General features: G+C 71.3%; 19 protein-coding genes. 13 read left to right on the top strand and 6 right to left on the bottom strand.

Annotated elements, in window-relative coordinates; translation table 11 throughout:
- Nucleotides 1-16 precede the first annotated feature (16 nt).
- Nucleotides 17-589, bottom strand: a complete 573-nt coding sequence (locus AB0I28_RS30170) for a helix-turn-helix domain-containing protein (protein WP_357499007.1) — start codon at nucleotides 587-589, stop codon at nucleotides 17-19.
- Nucleotides 590-885: 296 nt separating this feature from the next.
- On the opposite strand from AB0I28_RS30170, the gene kdpF reads away from it, so the two are divergent.
- From kdpF to AB0I28_RS30125, 9 genes are all read left to right on the top strand, one after another.
- Entirely contained in the window at nucleotides 886-975 is a 90-nt protein-coding gene (kdpF, locus tag AB0I28_RS30165; RefSeq protein WP_357499006.1) for a K(+)-transporting ATPase subunit F, read from the top strand.
- Nucleotides 975-2,636 (top strand): potassium-transporting ATPase subunit KdpA, encoded by a 1,662-nt coding sequence (gene kdpA, locus AB0I28_RS30160; protein ID WP_357499004.1) that lies wholly within the window; start codon nucleotides 975-977, stop codon nucleotides 2,634-2,636. Before kdpF ends, kdpA begins: the two co-directional genes overlap by 1 nt.
- An 11-nt stretch (nucleotides 2,637-2,647) precedes the next feature.
- On the top strand, nucleotides 2,648-4,786 hold the full coding sequence (kdpB, locus tag AB0I28_RS30155; protein ID WP_357499002.1) for a potassium-transporting ATPase subunit KdpB: 2,139 nt from the start codon (nucleotides 2,648-2,650) through the stop codon (nucleotides 4,784-4,786).
- Nucleotides 4,786-5,682 carry a potassium-transporting ATPase subunit C gene (locus AB0I28_RS30150; protein WP_357499000.1) on the top strand — a complete coding sequence of 299 codons (897 nt, stop codon included), beginning with the start codon at nucleotides 4,786-4,788 and terminating at the stop codon, nucleotides 5,680-5,682. The genes kdpB and AB0I28_RS30150 overlap by 1 nt, the downstream gene beginning before the upstream one ends.
- A gap of 62 nt (nucleotides 5,683-5,744) precedes the next feature.
- Complete coding sequence (locus AB0I28_RS30145) at nucleotides 5,745-8,282, top strand: sensor histidine kinase KdpD (RefSeq protein WP_357498998.1); 2,538 nt, start codon at nucleotides 5,745-5,747, stop codon at nucleotides 8,280-8,282.
- Nucleotides 8,279-8,953: a response regulator gene (locus AB0I28_RS30140; protein WP_357498996.1), complete on the top strand. Its 675-nt coding sequence runs from the start codon at nucleotides 8,279-8,281 to the stop codon at nucleotides 8,951-8,953. The genes AB0I28_RS30145 and AB0I28_RS30140 overlap by 4 nt, the downstream gene beginning before the upstream one ends.
- A 51-nt stretch (nucleotides 8,954-9,004) precedes the next feature.
- Complete coding sequence (locus tag AB0I28_RS30135; RefSeq protein WP_357498994.1) at nucleotides 9,005-9,961, top strand: aminoglycoside phosphotransferase family protein; 957 nt, start codon at nucleotides 9,005-9,007, stop codon at nucleotides 9,959-9,961.
- Between the two features lie 110 nt (nucleotides 9,962-10,071).
- Entirely contained in the window at nucleotides 10,072-11,580 is a 1,509-nt protein-coding gene (locus tag AB0I28_RS30130; protein WP_357498992.1) for a glycosyltransferase family 39 protein, read from the top strand.
- 106 nt (nucleotides 11,581-11,686) lie between these two features.
- Nucleotides 11,687-13,036, top strand: coding sequence for a peptidase C39 family protein (locus tag AB0I28_RS30125; RefSeq protein WP_357498991.1), 1,350 nt, complete (start codon nucleotides 11,687-11,689; stop codon nucleotides 13,034-13,036).
- Nucleotides 13,037-13,077: 41 nt separating this feature from the next.
- On the opposite strand, the gene AB0I28_RS30120 is transcribed toward AB0I28_RS30125, so the two are convergent.
- Nucleotides 13,078-13,791 (bottom strand): DUF981 family protein, encoded by a 714-nt coding sequence (locus AB0I28_RS30120; RefSeq protein ID WP_357498989.1) that lies wholly within the window; start codon nucleotides 13,789-13,791, stop codon nucleotides 13,078-13,080.
- A 133-nt stretch (nucleotides 13,792-13,924) separates the two neighbouring features.
- Nucleotides 13,925-14,251 (bottom strand): hypothetical protein, encoded by a 327-nt coding sequence (locus tag AB0I28_RS30115; protein ID WP_357498987.1) that lies wholly within the window; start codon nucleotides 14,249-14,251, stop codon nucleotides 13,925-13,927.
- 215 nt (nucleotides 14,252-14,466) lie between these two features.
- On the opposite strand from AB0I28_RS30115, the gene AB0I28_RS30110 reads away from it, so the two are divergent.
- Together AB0I28_RS30110 and AB0I28_RS30105 are read left to right on the top strand one after the other, a co-directional pair.
- Nucleotides 14,467-16,392: a DEAD/DEAH box helicase gene (locus tag AB0I28_RS30110; protein WP_357498986.1), complete on the top strand. Its 1,926-nt coding sequence runs from the start codon at nucleotides 14,467-14,469 to the stop codon at nucleotides 16,390-16,392.
- Nucleotides 16,389-17,030 carry a hypothetical protein gene (locus AB0I28_RS30105; protein WP_357498984.1) on the top strand — a complete coding sequence of 214 codons (642 nt, stop codon included), beginning with the start codon at nucleotides 16,389-16,391 and terminating at the stop codon, nucleotides 17,028-17,030. The genes AB0I28_RS30110 and AB0I28_RS30105 overlap by 4 nt, the downstream gene beginning before the upstream one ends.
- Before the next feature lie 15 nt (nucleotides 17,031-17,045).
- Here AB0I28_RS30105 and AB0I28_RS30100 read toward each other — a convergent pair whose 3' ends face one another.
- Nucleotides 17,046-17,963, bottom strand: coding sequence for a DUF6879 family protein (locus AB0I28_RS30100; protein WP_357498982.1), 918 nt, complete (start codon nucleotides 17,961-17,963; stop codon nucleotides 17,046-17,048).
- A gap of 120 nt (nucleotides 17,964-18,083) precedes the next feature.
- Here AB0I28_RS30100 and AB0I28_RS30095 point away from each other — a divergent pair, with 120 nt between their 5' ends.
- Together AB0I28_RS30095 and AB0I28_RS30090 are read left to right on the top strand one after the other, a co-directional pair.
- Entirely contained in the window at nucleotides 18,084-18,542 is a 459-nt protein-coding gene (locus AB0I28_RS30095; protein WP_357498981.1) for a MarR family transcriptional regulator, read from the top strand.
- 106 nt (nucleotides 18,543-18,648) lie between these two features.
- Nucleotides 18,649-19,392, top strand: a complete 744-nt coding sequence (locus AB0I28_RS30090; protein ID WP_357498979.1) for a Type 1 glutamine amidotransferase-like domain-containing protein — start codon at nucleotides 18,649-18,651, stop codon at nucleotides 19,390-19,392.
- On the opposite strand, the gene AB0I28_RS30085 is transcribed toward AB0I28_RS30090, so the two are convergent.
- Nucleotides 19,389-20,273 (bottom strand): pyridoxamine 5'-phosphate oxidase family protein, encoded by an 885-nt coding sequence (locus tag AB0I28_RS30085; RefSeq protein WP_357498977.1) that lies wholly within the window; start codon nucleotides 20,271-20,273, stop codon nucleotides 19,389-19,391. The two genes, AB0I28_RS30090 and AB0I28_RS30085, sit on opposite strands and share 4 nt — an antisense overlap.
- An 8-nt stretch (nucleotides 20,274-20,281) precedes the next feature.
- Nucleotides 20,282-20,728, bottom strand: coding sequence for a VOC family protein (locus AB0I28_RS30080; RefSeq protein WP_357498975.1), 447 nt, complete (start codon nucleotides 20,726-20,728; stop codon nucleotides 20,282-20,284).
- Between the last annotated feature and the right edge of the window lie 82 nt (nucleotides 20,729-20,810).

The following is a 20,810-nucleotide window of genomic DNA, read 5'->3' as shown; positions in this document are numbered from 1 at the left end:
GGTGTCGTTGTGGGGTCTAGTCCTCGGCGACCGGGATGGCGGCGATGAAGATGCGCACCATCTCGGTGCCCGAAGCCGTCGCATCACGGGCGCTGTACTCGTGCACGAGCGCCATGAGCCGGTCGCGGATCTCCTTGACCGACTCGGGAGTCAGGCGGGCGGCGTGGTCACCGTGCCCGGCGACCTCGGTCCACTCGTCGCTCCACCGCTCGCCGCGTTGGGCCTCGAAGGTCTCGGTCGCCTCCACGACGTTGCCGAGCTGGCGCTGGCGCATCGCGCGGACGGCCTCGCCGAGTTCGGGGTTCTTCAGCGCCTCGGCGTTGCTCCAGCCGGTGTAGTGGTGCAGGGCCCGCCACCGCTTGTCGCGCGCGTTGGGCTGCTCGGGGTCCAGCTCGATGAAGCCGTGCTTCTCCAGCAGGCGCAGGTGGTAGCTGGTGGTGCCGGAGCTCTCCCCGAAGCGGCGGCCGAGTTCCGAGGCGGTGGCCGGGCCGTCGGTCCGCAGCGAGCCGAGCATCCGCGCGCGCAGCGGGTGCGTGACCGCGCGGAGCTCGGCGGCGTCGCTGACCTGTTTGACGGTGGGTTTCTCCATACCCCCGAAAGTACACCGCAGAGAAAGTTCTGCAAAGACTTTTCTGCAAAATTCTCTCTGCAATGTCGCCTCGGCCGTTTCATCAAGACCCCGTCAAGATCCGTCACGGCCGCGTAGCGAAGCCGTCAGTCCCCCTGTACGCAGGCACGTCGCCGAAGTTCACTCGCAGACGCGCCCCCAATCGGGCGCACCGACACCCCTCGTAGGAGTAGGCGCATGCCCGACCTCGTGTACCTGGCCATCACCGCCGTGGGCTTCATCGCCCTGGCGCTCGTGGTGAAGGCGGTGGAGAAGCTGTGAGCGCCGTCAACGTCGTCGGCGGGATCGTCGCCCTCGGCCTCGCCGCGTTCTGCGTCGCGGCCCTCATCTGGCCGGAGAAGTTCTGATGAGCGCGACCGCCGCCGGCGTCATCTTCATCCTCGCCCTCGTCGCGTGCCTCGTCGCGGCCTACAAGCCCCTCGGCGACCACATCTACCGCACGGTCACCCGCAAGGAGCACCGCGCGATCGAGCGCGCCGTCTACAAGCTCGTCGGCGTCAGGTCCGACGTCGAGCAGACCTGGGGCGGCTACGCCCGCAGCGTCCTGGCCTTCTCGGCCCTGTCGATCTTCTTCCTCTACGGACTCCAGCGCCTCCAGGAGCACCTGCCCTGGAGCAACGACATGGCCGGCGTCCCGGCCGCCCTGGCCTGGAACACCGCCGTCAGCTTCACCGCCAACACCAACTGGCAGGCGTACTCCGGCGAGGCGACCATGGGCCACCTCGTCCAGATGGCCGGACTCGCGGTGCAGAACTTCGTGTCGGCGGCCGTCGGCATCGCCGTGGCCGTGGTCCTCGTGCGCGGCTTCGCCCGCAAGCTCAGCGACCGGCTCGGGAACTTCTGGGTGGACCTCACCCGCATCACCATCTGGGTCCTCCTGCCGATCGCGGTCATCGCGTCGGTCGCGCTGATCGTCGGCGGCGCCGTGCAGAACCTCGACGCGGGCACCGCCGCCGACACCCTCAACGGCGCCGGGCAGACCGTCACCGGCGGCCCCGTGGCCAGCCAGGAGGTCATCAAGGAACTGGGCACCAACGGCGGCGGCTTCTACAACGCCAACAGCGCCCACCCGTTCGAGAACCCCACCTCGTGGACGAACTTCATCGAGCTGTTCCTGATCCTGTGCATCCCCTTCTCGATGCCGCGCGTCTTCGGCCGCCTCGTCGGCGACAAGCGGCAGGGCCTGGCCATCGCCGCCGTCATGGGCGTCATGGCGCTGATCAGCCTCACGCTGATCTTCGGCTTCGAGAACTGGGCCGACGGCACCGTCCCGGCCGCCGTCAGCGCCGCCATGGAGGGCAAGGAGGTCCGCTTCGGGATCCCCAACTCCGCGACCTTCGGCGCCGTCACCACCCTGACCTCGACCGGAGCGGTGAACTCCTTCCACGACTCCTACACCGCCATGGGCGGGGGCATGACCATGCTCAACATGATGCTCGGCGAGGTCGCGCCCGGCGGCGTCGGCGCGGGCCTCTACGGCATGCTCGTCCTCGCCGTGATCACGGTGTTCATCGCCGGGCTCATGGTCGGGCGCACCCCGGAGTACCTCGGCAAGAAGATCTCGGCCCGCGAGATCAAGATCGCCGCGATGTACTTCCTGGTCACCCCGGCACTGGTGCTCATCGGCACGGCCACGTCCATGTCGTTCCCCGCCAACCGGACCTCCATGCAGGAGGCGGGCCCCCACGGCCTGTCGGAGATGCTCTACGCCTTCACCTCGGCCAGCAACAACAACGGCTCGGCCTTCGGCGGGTTCAACGGGAACACCGACTGGTACAACACCGCCCTCGGGCTGTGCATGCTCTTCGGCCGCTTCCTGCCGATCATCCTCGTGCTCGCCCTCGCCGGCTCGCTGGCGAAACAGCGCCTCACCCCGGCCTCGGCGGGCACACTCCCGACGCACAAACCCCTGTTCGTCGGGATGGTCGTGTTCACGACCCTGATCCTGGTCGCCCTGACCTTCCTGCCCGTACTGGCGCTCGGCCCGATCGCCGAAGCACTCTCTTGAGGACTCCCCCGATGTCTAACCTGGCAACGGTCGCGCCGAAGACCCGCAACGGGCTGCTCGACCCCGCACAGTGGCTCAAGTCCACTCCCGACGCGCTGCGCAAGCTCGACCCCAGAACCCTGTGGCGCAACCCGGTCATGTTCATCGTCGAGGTCGGCGCGGTGTTCACCACCGCCCTGGCCGTACTCGACCCCGGTTCCTTCGCCTGGATCATCACCGTCTGGCTGTGGCTGACGGTCCTGTTCGCCAACGCCGCCGAGGCCATCGCCGAAGGACGCGGCAAGGCCCAGGCCGACAGCCTCCGCAAGGCCAAGACCGAGACCGTCGCCTACCGGCTGACGGTCCAGAAGGCCGCCATCACCTCGCCCGACGCCGAGGTCACCGAGGTCGCCGCCCCCACCCTCAAGCCCGGCGACCTGGTCCTGGTCAAGGCGGGGCAGGTCATCCCCGGCGACGGCGACGTCGTGACCGGCATCGCCAGCGTCGACGAGTCGGCCATCACCGGCGAGTCCGCGCCGGTGATCCGCGAGTCCGGCGGCGACCGCTCGGCCGTCATGGGCGGCACGAAGGTCCTCTCCGACTGGGTCGTCGTCAAGATCACCCAGAAGCCCGGAGAGAGCTTCCTGGACCGGATGATCGCACTGGTCGAGGGCGCCAACCGGCGCAAGACCCCCAACGAGATCGCGCTGAACATCCTCCTGGCCGCGATGACGATCATCTTCCTGATGGCCGTGGTCACCATGCAGCCACTGGCGATCTTCTCCAAGGACTACATGGCGGCCGCGCCCGACAGCGCCGTGCTCAACGGCGACGGCGTCACCGGAATCGTGCTGATCTCGCTGCTGGTGTGCCTCATCCCCACCACGATCGGCGCGCTGCTGTCGGCGATCGGCATCGCGGGCATGGACCGCCTCGTCCAGCGCAACGTGCTGGCCATGTCGGGCCGGGCCGTCGAGGCCGCCGGCGACGTCGACACGCTCCTGCTCGACAAGACCGGCACGGTCACCTACGGCAACCGGCGGGCGAGCGAGTTCCTGTCGGTGGCCGGCGTCGGCGGTCCGCGCCTGGCCGACGCCGCGCAGCTGTCCAGCCTCGCCGACGAGACGCCCGAGGGGCGCTCGATCGTCGTCTTCGCCAAGGAGGCCTACGGCCTGCGCGAGCGCTCGCCCGGCGAGCTGTCGCACGCGACCTGGGTGGAGTTCACGGCCACGACCCGCATGAGCGGCGTCGACCTGGCCGAGGAGTCCGGCGCGCACCGGATCCGCAAGGGCGCGACCGGCTCGGTCATCGCCTGGGTCAGGGACAACGGCGGAACCTCCGACGGCCGGGTGCAGGAGCTGGTCGACAAGATCTCCAAGGCCGGCGGCACGCCGCTGCTGGTCGCCGAGCACAAGGAGGGCCGACCCGCCGAGGTCCTCGGGGTCGTCTACCTCAAGGACGTTGTCAAGGAGGGCATGGCCGAGCGCTTCGCGAAGCTGCGCGAGATGGGCATCCGCACGGTGATGATCACCGGCGACAACCCGCTGACCGCCGCCGCGATCGCCAAGGAGGCCGGCGTCGACGACTTCCTCGCCGAAGCCACTCCCGAGGACAAGCTCGCCCTGATCAAGCGCGAGCAGGAGGGCGGGCGGCTGGTCGCGATGACCGGCGACGGCACCAACGACGCCCCCGCGCTCGCGCAGGCCGACGTCGGCGTGGCGATGAACACCGGCACGTCGGCGGCCAAGGAGGCCGGGAACATGGTCGACCTCGACTCCGACCCGACCAAGCTCATCGAGATCGTGGCCATCGGCAAGCAGTTGCTGATGACCCGGGGCGCGCTGACGACGTTCTCGGTCGCCAACGACATCGCGAAGTACTTCGCGATCATCCCGGCGATCTTCGCCGCGGTCTACCCGGGCCTCGACGCGCTGAACATCATGCGCCTGGCCAGCCCGGAGTCGGCGATCATCTCGGCGGTGATCTTCAACGCGATCATCATCGTCCTGCTGGTGCCGCTGGCGCTCAAGGGCGTCGCCTACCGGCCGGGTGACGCGTCGTCGCTGCTGCGGCGCAACCTGCTGATCTACGGCCTGGGCGGCATCGTGGCGCCCTTTGCCGGGATCAAGCTGATCGACCTGCTCGTCTCTCTCATCCCCGGGATCGCGTGATGCTGCATCGACTTCGTCTACCTGGCTGGATCTCCTCGCACCTGGCGGCCTTGCGCGCCATGCTCGTCTTCACCGTCCTGCTCGGCCTCGCCTACCCACTGCTCATGGTGGCGGTCGGACAGATCCCCGGGCTCAAGGACAAGGCCGACGGCTCGCTCATCGAGCGGGACGGCACGGTCGTCGGGTCGAGCCTGCTCGGCCAGGCCTTCACCGACGCCGACGGCAACCCGATCGTGCGGTACTTCCAGTCGCGCCCGTCGGCGGCCGGCGACGGCTACGACCCGCTGGCCAGCTCGGCGAGCAACCTCGGGCCGGAGAGCGTCGTCGACACGATCGCCGACCCGGCCGACCCGGAGAGCGGCGTCACGAGCCTGCTCACCGACGTCTGCTCACGCAGCCTCGCCATCGGCGAGCTCGAAGGCGTCGACGGTTCGCGGCCGTACTGCACGCCGGGCGGTGTCGGCGCGGTCCTCGGGGTCTTCTACTCCGAGGGCCTGACCGGCGACGTCACCCGCGTGGTCAGCCTCAACGAGGACTGCGCGACCACGCCGGTGCCGTTCACGGCGACCTTCGAGGGCGTCGCGGTCGAGTGCGCCGAGTTCGGCGGCGACTACGCCGAGGCGATCCTGACGCCGGTGAGGGGCGACGCCCCCGACCACCCGGCCGTGCCCGCCGACGCGGTGACGGCCGGCGCCAGCGGCCTCGACCCGCACATCTCCCCCGCCTACGCCGAACTCCAGGTCCCGCGGATCGCGCGGGAACGCGGCACCGACGAGGCGACCGTGCGCGACCTGGTCGCCGAGCACACCACCGGCCGCTTCCTCGGCTTCATGGGCGAGCCCGCGGTGAACGTCCTGGAGCTCAACCTGGCGCTCGACGAGAAGTTCGGCGAGTAACCCACCCGACACCCCGCACAACCGCACGCGGCCCCGAGAGTGGACGGAGGACGATGATGGGCATGGCTCGTGGTCAACTACGGATCTACCTCGGGGCCGCGCCCGGCGTCGGTAAGACCTTCGCGGCCCTGGAGGAGGCGCGCAGGCGGGCCGGGCGGGGCACCGACGTGGTCGTCGGCTTCGTCGAGACGCACGGGCGTGCGGCGACCGCGGCGCTGGTCGAGGGGCTCACGGTGCTCCCGCGCAAGACCGTCGAGTACCGGGGCGTGGAGTTCACCGAGTTCGACCTCGACGCGGCACTGGCCCGCGCGCCGCAGGTCGTGCTGGTCGACGAGCTGGCGCACACCAACGTCCCCGGCAGCGGCAACGAGAAGCGCTGGCAGGACGTCGACCGGCTCCTCGACGCCGGGATCGACGTGCTGTCGACGGTCAACGTGCAGCACCTGGAGTCGCTCAACGACGTGGTCGCGCAGATCACCGGCGTGCCGCAGCAGGAGACGGTCCCCGACGAGGTGGTCCGGCGCGCCGACCAGGTCGAGCTGGTCGACATGACGCCCGAGGCCCTGCGCCGGCGCATGACGCACGGCAACGTCTACCCGCCGGAGAAGATCGACGCGGCCCTGTCGAACTACTTCCGGATCGGCAACCTCACCGCACTGCGCGAGATCGCCCTGCTGTGGCTGGCCGACAAGGTCGAGGAACAGCTGGCGAAGTACCGCCGGGACCAGCACATCGAGGACACGTGGGAGTCACGCGAGCGGGTCGTGGTGGCCCTGTCGGGCGGGCCGGAGGGGGACACGCTCATCCGGCGTGCCGCGCGGATCGCCGTGCGGTCGGGCGCCGACCTGCGCGCGGTCTACGTCGCCGGCGGCGACGGCCTTGCCGGGACCGGCAGCACCCGGCACCTGGCGCGCCAGCGGCTGCTCATCGAGAGCCTCGGCGGGACGTACCACCAGGTCATCGGCAACGACATCCCGCAGGCGATGCTGGACTTCGCGCGCGGTGTGAACGCCACGCAGCTGGTCCTGGGCGCCTCCCGGCGGGGCCGCTTCGCGCAGATCTTCTCGCGCGGTGTCGGCACGACGGTGACGGCCGCGTCGGGCACGATCGACGTACACCTCGTCACGCACGAGGAGGTCGGCAGCGGGCGCAGGCGATCGGCGGCGCAGACGGCGCTGTCGAGCAGGCGGCAGGTGCTCGGCTACGTGCTGGCGCTGGCGGGGATGCCCGCGCTGACGGCGGCGCTGCTGCCGTTTCGCGGCGAGCTGTCGCTGACCAGCGACGTGCTCATCTTCCTCAGCGCGACGCTGCTGATCGCCCTCGTCGGCGGGTTCTGGCCGGCGTTGATCGCCGCCGTCGGCGGGTTCACCCTCCTCGACTTCTTCTTCGTGGCGCCGCTGGGGACCTTCACCATCGCCACCCGCGAGCACATCTTCGCGCTGAGCGTGTTCGTGCTGATGGCGTTGATGGTGGCGACGATCGTCGGGATATCGGCGCGGCGGACGGTACAGGCGACGCAGGCGCGCGCCGAGGCGCAGACGCTGGCGACGCTGGCCGGTTCGGTGCTGCGCGGCGGCGACCCGCTGCGCGCGCTGCTCCAGCAGGTGCGCGAGGCCTTCCAGCTGTCGTCGGTGACGCTGCTGGAGCGCGGCGAGGAGGGCGTCGGGCCGGACGAGCGCAACGACCCCGGCGACTGGCACGTCGTGGCCAGCGAGGGCGAGCCGTGCGGGAGCCCCGGCGCGGCCGAGACCGACATCCCCGTCGGCGACGACCTGTCGCTGGCCTTGTGCGGCCGCACGCTCCCGGCCGCCGACCGGCGCATCGTCGAGGCCTTCGCCGTGCAGGCGGCCGTGGCGCTGCGGCAGGAGCGGCTGTCGGCGCAGGCGGCGGCCGTGCGGCCGCTGGCCGACGCCGACCGGATGCGCACGGCGCTGCTGGCGGCCGTGTCGCACGACCTGCGGACTCCCCTGGCGTCGGCGAAGGCGGCCGTCGCGGGGCTGCGCGGGAGCGGGGCGGTGTTCAGCGAGACCGAGCGCGAGGAGCTGCTGGCCACCGCCGACGAGTCGCTCGACCGGCTCGGCCGGCTGGTGGCGAACCTGCTCGACATGAGCCGCCTCCAGGCCGGCGTGCTCGGGTCGCTGCCGGTGCCGATCTGGCTGGAGGAGGCGGTGCCGCCGGCGCTCGACGAGCTCGGCGAGGCCGCCGCGGGCGTCGGCCTGCGGATCGCCGGGGACCTTCCGGCGGTTCTGGCCGACCCGGGGCTGCTGGAGCGGATCCTGGTGAACGTGATCGGCAACGCCCTGCGCTTCAGCCCGCCCGACCGGCCGCCGACGGTCGGCGCGAGCGCCTACGCCGGGCACGTCGAGCTGCGGGTCGTCGACCACGGGCCGGGTGTTCCCGAGGACGCGCAGGAGCGGATGTTCACGCCGTTCCAGCGGCTCGGCGACCGCGACAACAGCACCGGCGTCGGGCTGGGTCTCGCGCTGGCGCGGGGCCTCGCCGAGGCGATGGGCGGGACACTGCTACCCGAGGACACTCCCGGAGGGGGACTGACGATGGTGCTGACACTGCCCGAGGCGAGCACGGGGACGCAGGAGTGATCCGCGTGCTGGTCGTCGACGACGAGCCGCAGATCCTGCGTGCTCTGCGGATCAACCTCACCGCGCACGGCTATGACGTGCAGGTGGCCGCCGACGGTGCTTCGGCGCTGCGGTCGGCGGCCGCGGCGGTGCCCGACCTGGTGGTGCTCGACCTCGGGCTGCCCGACATGGACGGGACCGAGGTGATCGGCGGGTTGCGCGGCTGGACGGACGTGCCGATCCTGGTGCTGTCGGGCCGGGCGGGCAGTCCCGACAAGGTCCGCGCCCTCGACGCCGGCGCCGACGACTACGTCACCAAGCCCTTCGACATCGGCGAGCTGCTGGCGAGGGTGCGGGCGGTGACCCGCCGGCGGGGCACGCCGGAGGAGTCGCCGACCGTCGTGATCGGCGAGTCGCTGGTGGACCTGGCCGCCCACACCGTGACGCGGGACGGCAAGGAGATCCGGCTGACGCCCACCGAGTGGCACCTGCTGGAGATCCTGCTGCGCAATCCGGGAAAGCTGGTGAGCCAGCGGCAGTTGCTGCACGACGTGTGGGGGCCGACGTACGCGCGGGAGACGAACTACCTGCGGCAGTACCTGGCGCAGTTGCGGCGGAAGCTGGAGGCGGATCCGGCGCGGCCCCGGCACCTGCTGACGGAGCCGGGGATGGGGTACCGCTTCAGGCCTTGAGGGAGTGCCCCGTGCTCGCCTCCCGCCGCCTTTCCGTGCCACCCTCTCCCCATGCCCCTCGCTCAACCCAAGCGCACCCTCACCCCCGCGCAGCTCGGCGCGCTCCTCGACGGTCTCGCGCCGGTCGAGGTCGTCCCCCTCGAAGCGGGCACGTACAACACGCTCCACACCGCGACCCTCGCCGGCGGGTCCCGCGTGGTACTCAAGGTCCCGCCGGATCCGGCCGCGCCCTGCCTGCGCTACGAGCGCGGGATCCTGCGCGGGGAGGCCGACTTCTACGTCCACGCCGCCTCGGTGGGGGTGCCGGTTCCGGCGGTGATCCGCGCCGCCCTCGACGGCGGCCCCGTCGAGGGCGGGTACCTGGTCATGTCGGAGATCCCCGGTGTGTCCTGGGATCGCGCGGAGCTGGGGGAGACCGACCGGCGGCGTCTGCGCCGCGACCTCGGCCGCCTCGTCGCCGCCCTGCACACGGTCACCGGCCCCGCCTTCGGCTACCCCGGTGAGGGCCCGGGACCGCTGACCGGCACCTGGCGGGACGCCTTCACCGCGATGATCGCCGCGATCCTCACCGACGCCGCCGACCACGCCGCCCCGCTGCCGGTCCCCCTCGGCGAGATCGGCGAGGCCTTCGCCGCCTCCGCGCCGCTGCTCGACGAGGTCGACCGCCCCGCGCTGGTCCACTTCGACCTGTGGGACGGCAACATCCTCGTCGACGGCGGTGAGATCAGCGGCCTCATCGACGGTGAGCGCATGTTCTGGGGCGACCCGCTCGCCGACTTCGCCTCCCTCGCCCTGTTCGCCGACATCGAGGCCGACGCGGACTTCCTCCACGGCTACGGCGGTCCGGTGTTCACCGCCGAGGCCCGCCGGCGGCTGGCGATGTACCGCGCCTACCTCTACCTGCTGATGCTCGTGGAGTCGGTGCCGCGCGGGTACCCGCCCGAAGGCGCGCAAGGGATGCGCGACTTCGTCGGCCCGCACCTGCTCAAGGCCCTCACCGAACTCTGAGGCCCGCCACGGCAACGATTCGGTCACGCCGTGGGTGTTCGACCTGCGCGAACGCCGTTGTGCCCGATCGAGGGACAGCGGCGACGGCCCGGGCGCGCGACCATCCCACCATGACGACCAGCGTCGACGCACCGGCCGAGCGTGCGCCCCTCCCGCCCGTAGCCCTCCGACCCGTCGCCGCGGTCGCCGCGGTCCTCACCGTCGTCCTCACCGCGCTGTCCGGCCGCTACGGCTTCCACCGCGACGAGCTCTACTTCATCGCCGCCGGAAAGCATCCCGACTGGGGCTACGTCGACCAGCCGCCGCTGACACCGATGCTGGCCCGCCTGTCGACCTCGCTGTTCGGCGAGACGCCCTACGGCCTGCGCGTGGTGTCCACTGTGGCCTGCGCGCTGATGGTCGTGGTCGCCGCGCTGATCGCCCGGGAGCTCGGCGGCGGGCGCCCGCAGCAGCTGTTCACCGCGATCGCCACGGCGGTCTCGGGTTTCGTGCTCGCCGTCGGCCACATGCTCTCCACCACCACCTTCGACCTGCTGCTGTGGCTGGTGCTGATCTGGATCGCGCTGCGCGTCCTGCGCGGCGGTGACGGCCGCTGGTGGCTGGCGGCCGGCGCGGTCGCCGGAGTCGGCGTGCTCAACAAGTACCTGGTGGGCCTGCTGGTGTTCGCGCTGCTGGCCGGGATCCTGCTCACCGGACGGCGCGATGTCCTGCGCGGCCGCGGGCTGCTCGCCGGGATCGCCGTGGCGGCGCTGATCGCGGCCCCGAACCTGGTGTGGCAGGCCGCGCACGACTGGCCGCAGCTGACCGTCGCGGGAGGCATCAGCGCCGACGACGGGACCGAGAACCGCGTCATGTTCGCGCCTTTGCAGCTCCTCTACCTCTCCCCTGTGCTCGTGCCGGTCTGGGTGGCGGGCCTGGTCAGGCTCTGGCGGGCGCCGGAACTGCGCTGGGCCAAGGCGGTCGCGGTGGCCTACCCGGTGATGTTCGCGGTGACGCTGATCGGCGGCGGCAAGAGCTACTACGTGCTGCCCATCCTGCTCGCGCTCACCGCCGCCGGCGCCGCGCCTGTGCTGGCGTGGGCCGCCGCCCGGCCCGCCCGCAAGGCCGCCCTCGCCGTCGGCGCGGTCGTCGCGGCGGCCTCGTCGGCGGTCATCTCGCTGCCGGTGCTGCCCCCTTCGGCGCTCGGCCCGGTCATCGCCGTCAACGCCGAACAGGGCGAGCAGGTCGGCTGGCGCGAGCTGACCGAGACGGTCGCCGACGCCTGGAACGCGCTGCCATCGACGGCCGGCGCGGTGATCCTCACCCAGAACTACGGGCAGGCCGGCGCGATCTCGCTCCACGGCCCCGAACTGGGCCTGCCGGAGCCGTACTCGGGTCACATGAGTTTCGCCGACTGGGGCCCGCCGCCCGAGGACGCCGACGGAGCCGTCCTGCTCGTCACGCAGGACGGCGAAGGGCACGCCGACATCGAGCGCCACTTCGCCGGATGCCGGCTGTCGGCGGTGTTCGACAACGGTTTCGGCGTCGACAACGAGGAACAGGGCGCGTGGTTGTGGGAGTGCGCGCGGACGGTACGCCCGTGGTCGCAGACCTGGCCCGAGCTGCGGCACTTCTACTGAGCGCACGGATGACCTGTCAAGGACCGATTCGGTGCTTGCCTACCGGAAATCTTGTTGGAATAGTAGGAATCCTTCACCTGTTCCTCACCTCCCGTTAGGAAGTCCCATGAGCAACTCCGTGTCCCGGCGCGCGGTGCTCGCCGCCGGACTGGCCGCGGCGTCCACAGTGGCCATCTCCGGCGCGGCGACGGCCGGCGGCTCCCACCACGAGCCGCCGGAGAACCCCGTCGACTTCCGCGCGTGGAGTTCGGCCGGCGACTGGCACCGCGGCGACGGCGCCGGTACCAAGGTCTCCGCGCAAGGCCGCGACAGCGTCCGCATCGGCCGCCCCGCCGGAACGGTCGACTACACCGACCCGCACACCGGCACCACCGCCGCCTGGGAGTACGGCACGTGGACCGGCCCCTGGCACGAGCTGCGCTTCGGCGCCAGCGAGCTGATCCCGTCGTGGAACGCCGACACTCCCGCGGGCACCTGGATCCAGATCGAGCTGCTCGGCCGCTACGAGGACGGCACCCTCACGCCCTGGTACGTGATGGGCCGCTGGGCCGGCGGCGACGCCGACATCCGCCGCACCTCCGTCGACGGGCAGGGCGACCCCCGCAGCACCGTCTACACCGACACCTTCTCCATCGACGACCCCGACGTGCACCGGCTGACCGCCTACCGCCTGCGCGTCACGCTCTACCGCCGTCCCGGCAGCGACGCGACCCCGAAGGTGTGGCGCCTGGGCGCGATGGCCTCCTACGTTCCCGACCGCTTCGAGGTTCCCGCCTCCACTCCCGGTGAGGCGCGCGGGATCGAGCTCGCGGTGCCGCGCTACTCGCAGAACACCCACGTCGGCCAGTACCCCGAGTACGACAACGGCGGGCAGGCCTGGTGCAGCCCGACCTCGTCGCAGATGATCCTGGAGTACTGGGGACGCCGGCCGAGCGCCGCCGACCTGGCGTGGGTGAACCCCGAGTTCGCCGACCCGCAGGTCTGCCACGCCGCCCGCTTCACCTACGACTACCAGTACGAGGGCTGCGGCAACTGGCCCTTCAACGCCGCCTACGCCGCCACCTACCGCGACATGGACGCCATCGTCACCCGGCTGCGCTCACTGTCCGATGTGGAGCGGCTGATCAAGGCGGGCATCCCGGTGATCACCTCGCAGTCCTTCCTCAAGGAGGAACTCGACGGCGCCGGCTACGGGACCGCGGGCCACCTGATGACCGTCATCGGCTTCACCGCCGAGGGCGACGTCATCGCCAACGACCCCGCCTCGCCCGGCAACGAGGCCGTCCGGCACGTCTACCAGCGCCGCCAGTTCGAGAACATCTGGCTGCGCACCAAGCGCTACAACAGCTCCGGCGGCGTCAGCGGCGGTTCGGGCGGTGTGGCCTACCTCTACAAGTCGACACGGAAGTCGTGGCCGAAGCTCACCGAGCGCCGCGCCGAGGTCTGGGGCGACTGACCCACGGTGGGCCGCCGGCACGAAAACCGGCGGCCCACCGGTCACATCGTGTTGACGATCAGCCCGATGTGCGTGAAGTAGTTGAGCGCCCCGAACAGCAGGAACGCCAGACCCGTCAGGCTCCAGCACACCCAGATGACCCTGACCAGGACCACGTTCCACCTCCGCAGCGCGAACGGCAGCAGCACCGCCCCGAGGCCGACGACGAAGTAGAGCCCGGAGATGAAGACGGCCTCGATCATCGGGTAGTCGGCGAACTCGCCCGAGATCGGCTCCTCCGGGGGCGCGGCGAACAGCTTGTACTTCACGCCCGCCGCGGCGATCCCGAAGCACGCCAGGCCCATGCCGAGAACGAACACCGACAGCGGTCCCGCCAGGCGCCGCACGTACTCGACCCGGTCGGGGGCCTCCGCCAGCGCCATGCCCCGCTTCCACAAGAACAGCGCGGCGAACAGCAGCATCACACCGAAGGCCAGCGCGGGTTCACCGAAGATGACGTTGTCGAAGGGGAACCCTCCGGCGGCCAGCGGCCACGTCAAGGTCATGTGCAGACCGGTGGCGGTCAGGATCAGCCCCAGCACGCCGAACGCCAGCGAATAGCCCTCGGCGTGCAGTACCGCGCCGGCGTCGGTCAGGCGCCGCCCGAACCCGGCCACCAGCAGCAATCCGGCACCGGCGGCGACCGCCATGACGGTGTTGTACGTGGGCATGGTCGCCCAGTCGATCTTCAGGCCCTCGGCCAGCAGTGCTCGCATGACGTCCCCCCGTGGATCGTCCCTTTAGGAAGATCTTGCCGCCGGGAGGGTGCGGCCGTGACCGTTTCGCCTGGATAGGGCGGTGCGCCGGGCGGCGGACGGGCGTTTCGCGCCGTCCGCCGCCCGGCACGCGTCACGATTCCCGCCACTCCTCCGGCACGTCCCACGAACTTGGAGCGCCTTCGGTGCGCGCGTCGTTCTCGACCGCCTCCCGCACGCCCGCGGTGATGCCTCTGACCGCCGCCGGGCCCGGCCGCTGCGGGTGCGTGAAGAACACGCCATGGCCGGCCAGCGTGTCGATGATCGCCCGATCCCCGCCCGGGTAGGAGCCGCCGAGGGCGGTGGCGATCTGCCGCGTCGTCCGGGGCTTTCCGGCGCGGTCGTCGTCGGCGTAGTACCAGCTGAGGTACTTGAGCAGCCGGTACTCGTGTTCGGGGAGCTCGGTTCGTCGCGCGTTCATGCCTAGATCGTGCGCCCCGCCGGGGCCGCGCGCAGGCGGTTTGCAGCCATAAGGTGTCGTTCATTCCGCTTTTGCCGCACCTGGACCGCCGCGCCCACCGCAGGCCAGAAGATCCGGCCGAGCGCAATACTTCATGAAAAGCCTCACTGAACAGGGCCGACGATTGGCGTACAGCGTACGGCGGAGATACCCTTCCCTCCCCCGACGAGAGGACGGTGGCGTTGCCGCCCACCAAGCAGCTTCAGGCGACCTTTCTTCCCGACACCTCCCGCCCGTCCCAGGGCCGCATGGCCTGGTGGGGCGGCGAGGACACCGCCGACCTCGCCAGCCGGCGCGACCTCCCCGAGGGAGCGCCCGGCTGGATCGACCTCGCCCTGCCCGAGTCCGGCGGGACGACCGTCGCGCGCACGCCCGCGCGGCTTGTCCCGTTGACGCAGGCCGTACCCGCCCTGGCCGCCATGACGGTCGCCAAGCAGACCTCCGACTCGCTGCTGGTCTGGCGTGCCGCGGCGATCGGTGCCCTCGGCGACGGCGAGGGCATCGCGGACCTCGTGCCGCTGATGCCGCCCGCCGCGCACGCCGTGAGCCTCGGTGAGGCGACGGCGTGGTCGGCCGGCGAACTGCTCACGGCCTTCCGGCACGCCGTCCACGACACGTACGCCTCACCGACGAGGGTCCCCGACGCGCTGCTCGCCGCGCAGAGCGAGATGGCCGTCGACGCGCCGGTCGAAGCGGTGCCGCGCCCTTACCAGCGACACGGGATCGCGTGGCTCGGCGCGGTCGCCGAGCACGGCGCCGGCGGCCTCCTCGCCGACGACATGGGCCTCGGCAAGACGCTCCAGACGATCGCGCTGCTGGCCGCGCGCGTCACCTCGCGCCCGCACCTGGTGGTGTGCCCGACCTCGGTGGTCGGCAACTGGGCGCGGGAGCTGGCCCGCTTCGCGCCGAAGCTGCCGGTGATCCGCCACCACGGGTCCGGGCGGGCGGGCGAGCCCGGCGCCTTCGCGGCCGGATCGGTCGTCATCACCAGCTACAGCCTGCTCCTGCGAGACGTCGGCCTGCTGTCGGCCGTGGACTGGGAGACGGTGGTCCTCGACGAGGCGCAGCAGATCAAGAACCACACCGCGCAGACCGCCCGTGCCGCGCGGCGCATCCCCGCGCGCACCCGGATCGCGCTGACCGGAACGCCGGTGGAGAACCGGCTCACCGAGCTGTGGTCCATCATGGACTTCGCCAACCCCGGGCTGCTCGGCCCGCATCCGCGCTTCGCCAAGCGCTTCGCCGAACCGATCGAGCTGCGGCACGACCCGGGAGCGACCACCCGGCTGCGCGAACTCATCTCGCCCTACCTATTGCGGCGCCTGAAGAGCGAGGTCGCCACCGACCTGCCCGACAAGCTGGAGTGGACGGTCGCGTGCACGCTGACCGCCGAGCAGGCGCGGCTGTACAAGAAGGCGGTGACCGGGGCCCTCGACGCCGGCCTCGGCGAGGGCTTCGAACGGCACGGCCGGGTGCTGGCCCTGCTCACCAAGCTCAAGCAGATCTGCAACCATCCGGCGCAGTTCCTCGGCGAGAAGGACGCGGTCCTCGGCGGCCGCTCGGGGAAGCTCGACCGGGTGACCGAGATGCTCGGCGAGGTCGTCGCCGTCGGTGACCGCGCACTGGTGTTCACGCAGTACCGCGCGATGGGCGAGCTGCTGGCCGGGCACCTGTCGGCCGAACTCGGCCTGCGCTCGGTGCCGTTCCTGCACGGCGGGGTGACGGCCAAGGGACGCGAGGCGATGGTCGACGCTTTCCAGGACGGCTCGGCGCCGCCGATCCTGCTGGTGAGCCTCAAGGCCGGCGGTACGGGCCTGAACCTCACGGCCGCCAACCACGTCGTGCACTACGACCGCTGGTGGAACCCGGCGGTCGAGGACCAGGCGACCGACCGTGCGCACCGCATCGGCCAGAAGCGCCGCGTCGACGTGCACAAACTGGTGACCGGCGGAACGCTCGAAGAGCGCGTCGCCGAACTGCTGGAGCGCAAGCGCTCGCTGGCCGACGCGATCGTCGGCACCGGCGAGGACTGGATCACCCGGCTCGACGACGCCGGACTGCGCGCCCTGATCGAACTGTCCGAAGTGGAGGTGGGCGAGTGAGCGGCGGCAACTACCGGACCTGGTGGGCCAAGCGCTGGCCCCGCACACTGGAACCGCTCGGACTGTCCTATCCGGACAACCGGATCGTGCGCGCCCGCACGCTGCTGCGCGGCGGAGCCCTCGACGACCTGATCGTCGAGCCCGGCGAGCTGACCGCCTGGGTGGACCTGCCCGGCCGCACCTTCGGCGTGACCGTGCGGGTCGCGGTGCTCGACGAGCCACAGTGGACGCTCGCCGAGCAGGCGCTGGCCGGACGCGTGAGCTGCCTCGCCGACCTGCTCGACGACCGGCTCCCCGAGGACGTCGACCGGCTCCTCGACCCGGTCGGTCTGGCGCTGTTCCCCCGAGACGGCGAGCTGACCACCGAGTGCCCGTGCCCCTCGAAGAGTCCGGTGTGCGTGCACGTCATCGCCGTCCAGCACGGGTTCGCCGCCCGCTTCGACGACGACCCGTTCCTGCTTCCGCTGCTGCGCGGGCGGGAGCGGCGGGCACTGCTGGCCGGGGTGCGCTCGGCGATGTCGGCGAGCGAGTTCCCGGCGCCGGCCCCGCCGCTCGGCGTGGCCGTCGCATCCTTGCCGCCGGACGGGTTCTATGCCGTCGAAGGCGCGCGGGAGACCTTGGCCGCGTGGGGGCGGTGAACGGGCCGGGGGGCGTCAGGCGTCGAAGGGCTCGGTCGCGGCCTCCCAGAGTTCGCCGAACCAGGCGGAGCGCCGCCGCACCCACTCCGGTTTGAGGACGAGGCGGGTGGCGACGATGATCGGGCCGTCGCCGCCGCTCTCGGCCGCCGGTGTGGTCTCGTAGCTGACCGCGCCGTCGAAGACGACGACGTCGCGCATCGGCTCGGCGAGGGTCGCCTGATCGTTGGGGTTGAGGATGCGCACGTCGATGCCGAGTTCGCGCTGCTGACGGCAGATCTCGCGCAGCTCCTCGCCGTGGGAGTCGGCGGCGTCGAGGACGTGGATCCGCCGGATCCGCACACCGCGGTCGCACACGCGAGCCTGTTCGGCCAGGTAGCGGCGGCCGAGGTCGCCGGCCAGGAAGTGGTGGCGCCCGACGTCGACGCTGTAGAGCGAGACCGCCTCGATCGACGTGTGCGACCAGCGCGTCAGCGCCAGCAGCCAGTCGCGGTCCTCGCCCTCGTAGGTCGCCTCGGTGCTGTCGCCGAGCGCCTCGAAGAAGGTGGCCATCCTGGCCAGTTCGCTCTTGGCGAGCTGGAAGGCGGGCTCGGGAAGCCGGGCGGCCTCGATGCGGCGCAGCCCGCCGACGAGCTGCGCGATCGTCTCCTCCGGCAGGCCGGCGCCGCTGGTCTCGGCCTCCGCCGGGCGGTGCCGGTCCTCGCCGAGCCCTTCGAGCCAGGTGAACCCGCGCCGGCCGAAGCCGGTCAGGACCTGTAGCAAGAAGGCCCCGATCCCGAAGACGAGCGAGGCCAGCAGGGACCACGGCCCCTCGGGCGCGATCAGTTCGGTGACGGCGAAACCGAGGAAGGCGGCGACCGCCGAGAGCAGGATCCTGCTCAGCAGCACCGGTTCCGGATTCTCTAAGCGCTCGGGCTCTGGACGTGTGCGAGCCATGGCATCTCCCCCTTGACGCGTGTCGCGGATACCTGACTGCCATCGTGCCAGCGTTGGTGACCGGCGTCTCCCCCGAGCGGCCTTGACCTCAAGCGTCGTTGAGGCCCTAGCGTCGGCCGCATGACCGACATCGAGACCGACGCCCGGCTCCTCGCCCAGCCCATCGGCTTCTGGGCGAGCCAGACCCAGCTGGCCGTGCTGGCCTATGTTCGCGGAGAACTCGCCGAACTCGGCGTCACACAGCCGCTGTGGTGGGTCCTGTCGCACACCGAGGCCGCCGGCGGGATGGACCGCGACGCCCTCGCCGCCAAGTTGCGCGGGATCGTCGAGTCCGACGCGACGATCCCCGAGGCGGTCGAGGACGCGCGGGGACGCGGATGGCTGGTGCAGGACGACACGGGACGCCTGACGCTCACCGGCGCCGGCCGCGCCGCGCACGCCCGTATCGGCGAGGTCGCCGGCGGCCTGCGCGGTGTGCTCCACGAGGGAGTATCCGATGAGGACTATCTCGTGGTCGTGAAGTCCCTGCGGCGGATCATCGCCAACGCCGGCGGACACGTCCGGTATCCGGCTCGCTAGCACCGCCACGGGCGGCATTGCGGGAAAGTGTCCGATGTGCGCTCTATGGTGGCGGGAGGTCGCTCGCGGGATCGGGGGCGAACGGGCAACTCAGGGAGCCGAGAGCATGAGAGCACTCCTCACGTCGTCGGGGATCAGGAACCCGAGCATCCACGACGCGCTGGTCGACCTGCTGGGCAAGCCGATCGCCGAGTCGGACGCGCTGGTCATCCCCACCGCCCTCTACTCCTTCCCCGGCGGACCCGGCATGGCATGGCGGACCCTCGCCGGTGACGGCCGATCGCGGTTGACCGGACTGGGGTGGAAGTCCCTGGGGATCCTGGAGCTCACGGCGCTGCCGAGCGTCGAGGAGGCCTCCTGGGTGCCGGCGGTCCGCGACGCCGACGTGCTGCTGGTCTGCGGCGGCGACCCCCTGTTCCTCGCCGGCTGGATGCGGCGCTCCGGTCTGACCGCCCTCCTGCCGACGCTGCGCCCCGAGGCGGTGTACGTCGGTGTGAGCGCCGGGAGCATCGCCGCGGCCTCCACCTTCGTCGAGACCTTCCACGAGCCGCCCCGGGCGAGCGACGGGCCGTTGAAGTCGGAGGACATCGTGTTCACCACTTCCCAGGGAGACGTTGACAGGATTCTGGTCACGGGACAGGGGGCGGGAATCGTCGACTTCGCGGTGATCCCGCACCTGGAGCACCCGCACCACCTCGACGCGTCCCTGGCCAACGCGGAGAAGTGGGCGGCGCGGATTCCCGCGCCGACCTACGCGATCGACGACGAGACCGCCGTCAAGGTGGTCGACGGCACCGTCGAGGTCGTCTCCGAGGGCCGGTGGAAGCTGTTCCAGCCCTCGGAGAACTAGCCGGGATTGGACCGCGAGGCCTCCACGAACTCCCAGCGCAGCCGCTGGCCGCCGAGGACCTCGACCACACCGGTGATCTCGACGTCGACGAAGCGCTTGGCGCCCGGCACCGCCGCGGCGCGCTTGACGTCCCAGTCGGTGCGGGCGTTGCCGGTCACGTGCAGGGCGCGGGCCCCGTCGAAGTCCCAGAACAGCAGACCGCAGCGGGAGTCGAGTTCCAGGTTTCCCAGGGTCATGTACATCGAGTTGCCCTGGTAGTCGGGAAAGGACAGCCGCTTCCCGCCGTCGACGGTGACGAAGCCCGGCGGCCCGCCCCGATGCGACGCGTCGGCGCCCTTCCCTGGGGCGGCGGTGGCGATGAACAAGGTGTCGGCCCGCGCGATCAGTTCGCTCTGCGCGCCGGTGAGTTCCGTGCCGGTCACCGCCTCGGTCTCCTCCGGCTCGAAGAGCCCGGTGACCTTGCGGACCTGGATGAACTTGGGGCAGTTGGAGTAGACCTGGTCGGTGCGCACGACCAGCCGCTCGCCCTCGCGCCTGGCCCACCCGTTGATCCGCATGCGCCGCCGGGTCTCGGGCTCGATGGCGATCATCCCGAGGTCCCGTCCGGTCTCGAAGAGCCCGGCGAGCGGGTCGTGCCCGCCGGGTAGCGCCTCGATCACGACGGTCCGCTCGTCGGGAGCGGTCACGAAGCCGGGCCAGCCGTACAGCGCGCTCGACCAGATCCGCCTCTCGTCGTCGGCGGCGCCGATCACGATCATCGGCTGCTCCGCCAGGAAATCAGCGGCGACCTCGGGGATCTCGGCCTCCACCCGTGCCGAGCCCATCTTCGCCGCCCGGACGCCGGCGCGGCGCTGCACCGCGACCTCACCTTCGTGGATCATCGCTCCCCCTAGAAGAAACCGCAGGTGGGCGCGCCCGGAGTGGGCGCCGGGGCGTCGCCGCCGAGCTCGGGCGCGTAGATCTCCAGGCGCACGCCGTCGGGGTCGGTGAAGAACACGCCGCCGGAGGTCGCCTGCTCGCCGTGCCGCACGATCCCGTCGTGAATGAAGGTCGCGCCCAGTTCGCGCAGGACGGCCTCGGCCTGCTCGACGGCGGCCCGGTCGGCGACCTCGAAGGACAGGTGGTGGAGGCCGGGCAGGTCGGTGGGGAAGCCGCCCTCGCTCTGCTGCCACAAGGTCAGCATGAGCGTGTCGCCGAGGCCGAGCATCGCGTAGCGGCGGCCGTCGACCTCCCGCTCGGCGTACACGGTGAGGTCGAGGACCTTTTGGTAGAAGGCGACCGAGCGGGACAGGTCGGTGACGTTGAGGCCGACGTGGCCGGTTTTGAGGACGCTCACGGAAACTCCGATTCTCATGGTTAGAAGCTCATCTATCCATGAGAATCCTGCCACGGACTTCTCATGGATGCAAGAGAGGGTT

The sequence above is a fragment of the Phytomonospora sp. NPDC050363 genome (assembly GCF_040655735.1).
GTDB lineage: Bacteria > Actinomycetota > Actinomycetes > Mycobacteriales > Micromonosporaceae > Phytomonospora.
The sequence above is the reverse complement of the archived record's forward strand: the minus strand, read 5'-3'. Positions and strand labels throughout refer to the sequence as shown.

Bases quoted from the DNA above. Each gene is read 5' to 3' on its own strand.
- AB0I28_RS30120 (WP_357498989.1), bottom strand. From the start codon at position 13,791: ATGCGAGCACTGCTGGCCGAGGGCCTGAAGATCGACTGGGCGACCATG.
- AB0I28_RS30145 (WP_357498998.1), top strand. From the start codon at position 5,745: ATGGCTCGTGGTCAACTACGGATCTACCTCGGGGCCGCGCCCGGCGTC.
- AB0I28_RS30130 (WP_357498992.1), top strand. From the start codon at position 10,072: ATGACGACCAGCGTCGACGCACCGGCCGAGCGTGCGCCCCTCCCGCCC.
- AB0I28_RS30135 (WP_357498994.1), top strand. From the start codon at position 9,005: ATGCCCCTCGCTCAACCCAAGCGCACCCTCACCCCCGCGCAGCTCGGC.
- AB0I28_RS30150 (WP_357499000.1), top strand. From the start codon at position 4,786: ATGCTGCATCGACTTCGTCTACCTGGCTGGATCTCCTCGCACCTGGCG.
- AB0I28_RS30115 (WP_357498987.1), bottom strand. From the start codon at position 14,251: ATGAACGCGCGACGAACCGAGCTCCCCGAACACGAGTACCGGCTGCTC.
- kdpA (WP_357499004.1), top strand. From the start codon at position 975: ATGAGCGCGACCGCCGCCGGCGTCATCTTCATCCTCGCCCTCGTCGCG.
- AB0I28_RS30085 (WP_357498977.1), bottom strand. From the start codon at position 20,273: ATGATCCACGAAGGTGAGGTCGCGGTGCAGCGCCGCGCCGGCGTCCGG.
- kdpB (WP_357499002.1), top strand. From the start codon at position 2,648: ATGTCTAACCTGGCAACGGTCGCGCCGAAGACCCGCAACGGGCTGCTC.
- AB0I28_RS30125 (WP_357498991.1), top strand. From the start codon at position 11,687: ATGAGCAACTCCGTGTCCCGGCGCGCGGTGCTCGCCGCCGGACTGGCC.
- AB0I28_RS30090 (WP_357498979.1), top strand. From the start codon at position 18,649: ATGAGAGCACTCCTCACGTCGTCGGGGATCAGGAACCCGAGCATCCAC.
- AB0I28_RS30095 (WP_357498981.1), top strand. From the start codon at position 18,084: ATGACCGACATCGAGACCGACGCCCGGCTCCTCGCCCAGCCCATCGGC.
- AB0I28_RS30170 (WP_357499007.1), bottom strand. From the start codon at position 589: ATGGAGAAACCCACCGTCAAACAGGTCAGCGACGCCGCCGAGCTCCGC.
- AB0I28_RS30100 (WP_357498982.1), bottom strand. From the start codon at position 17,963: ATGGCTCGCACACGTCCAGAGCCCGAGCGCTTAGAGAATCCGGAACCG.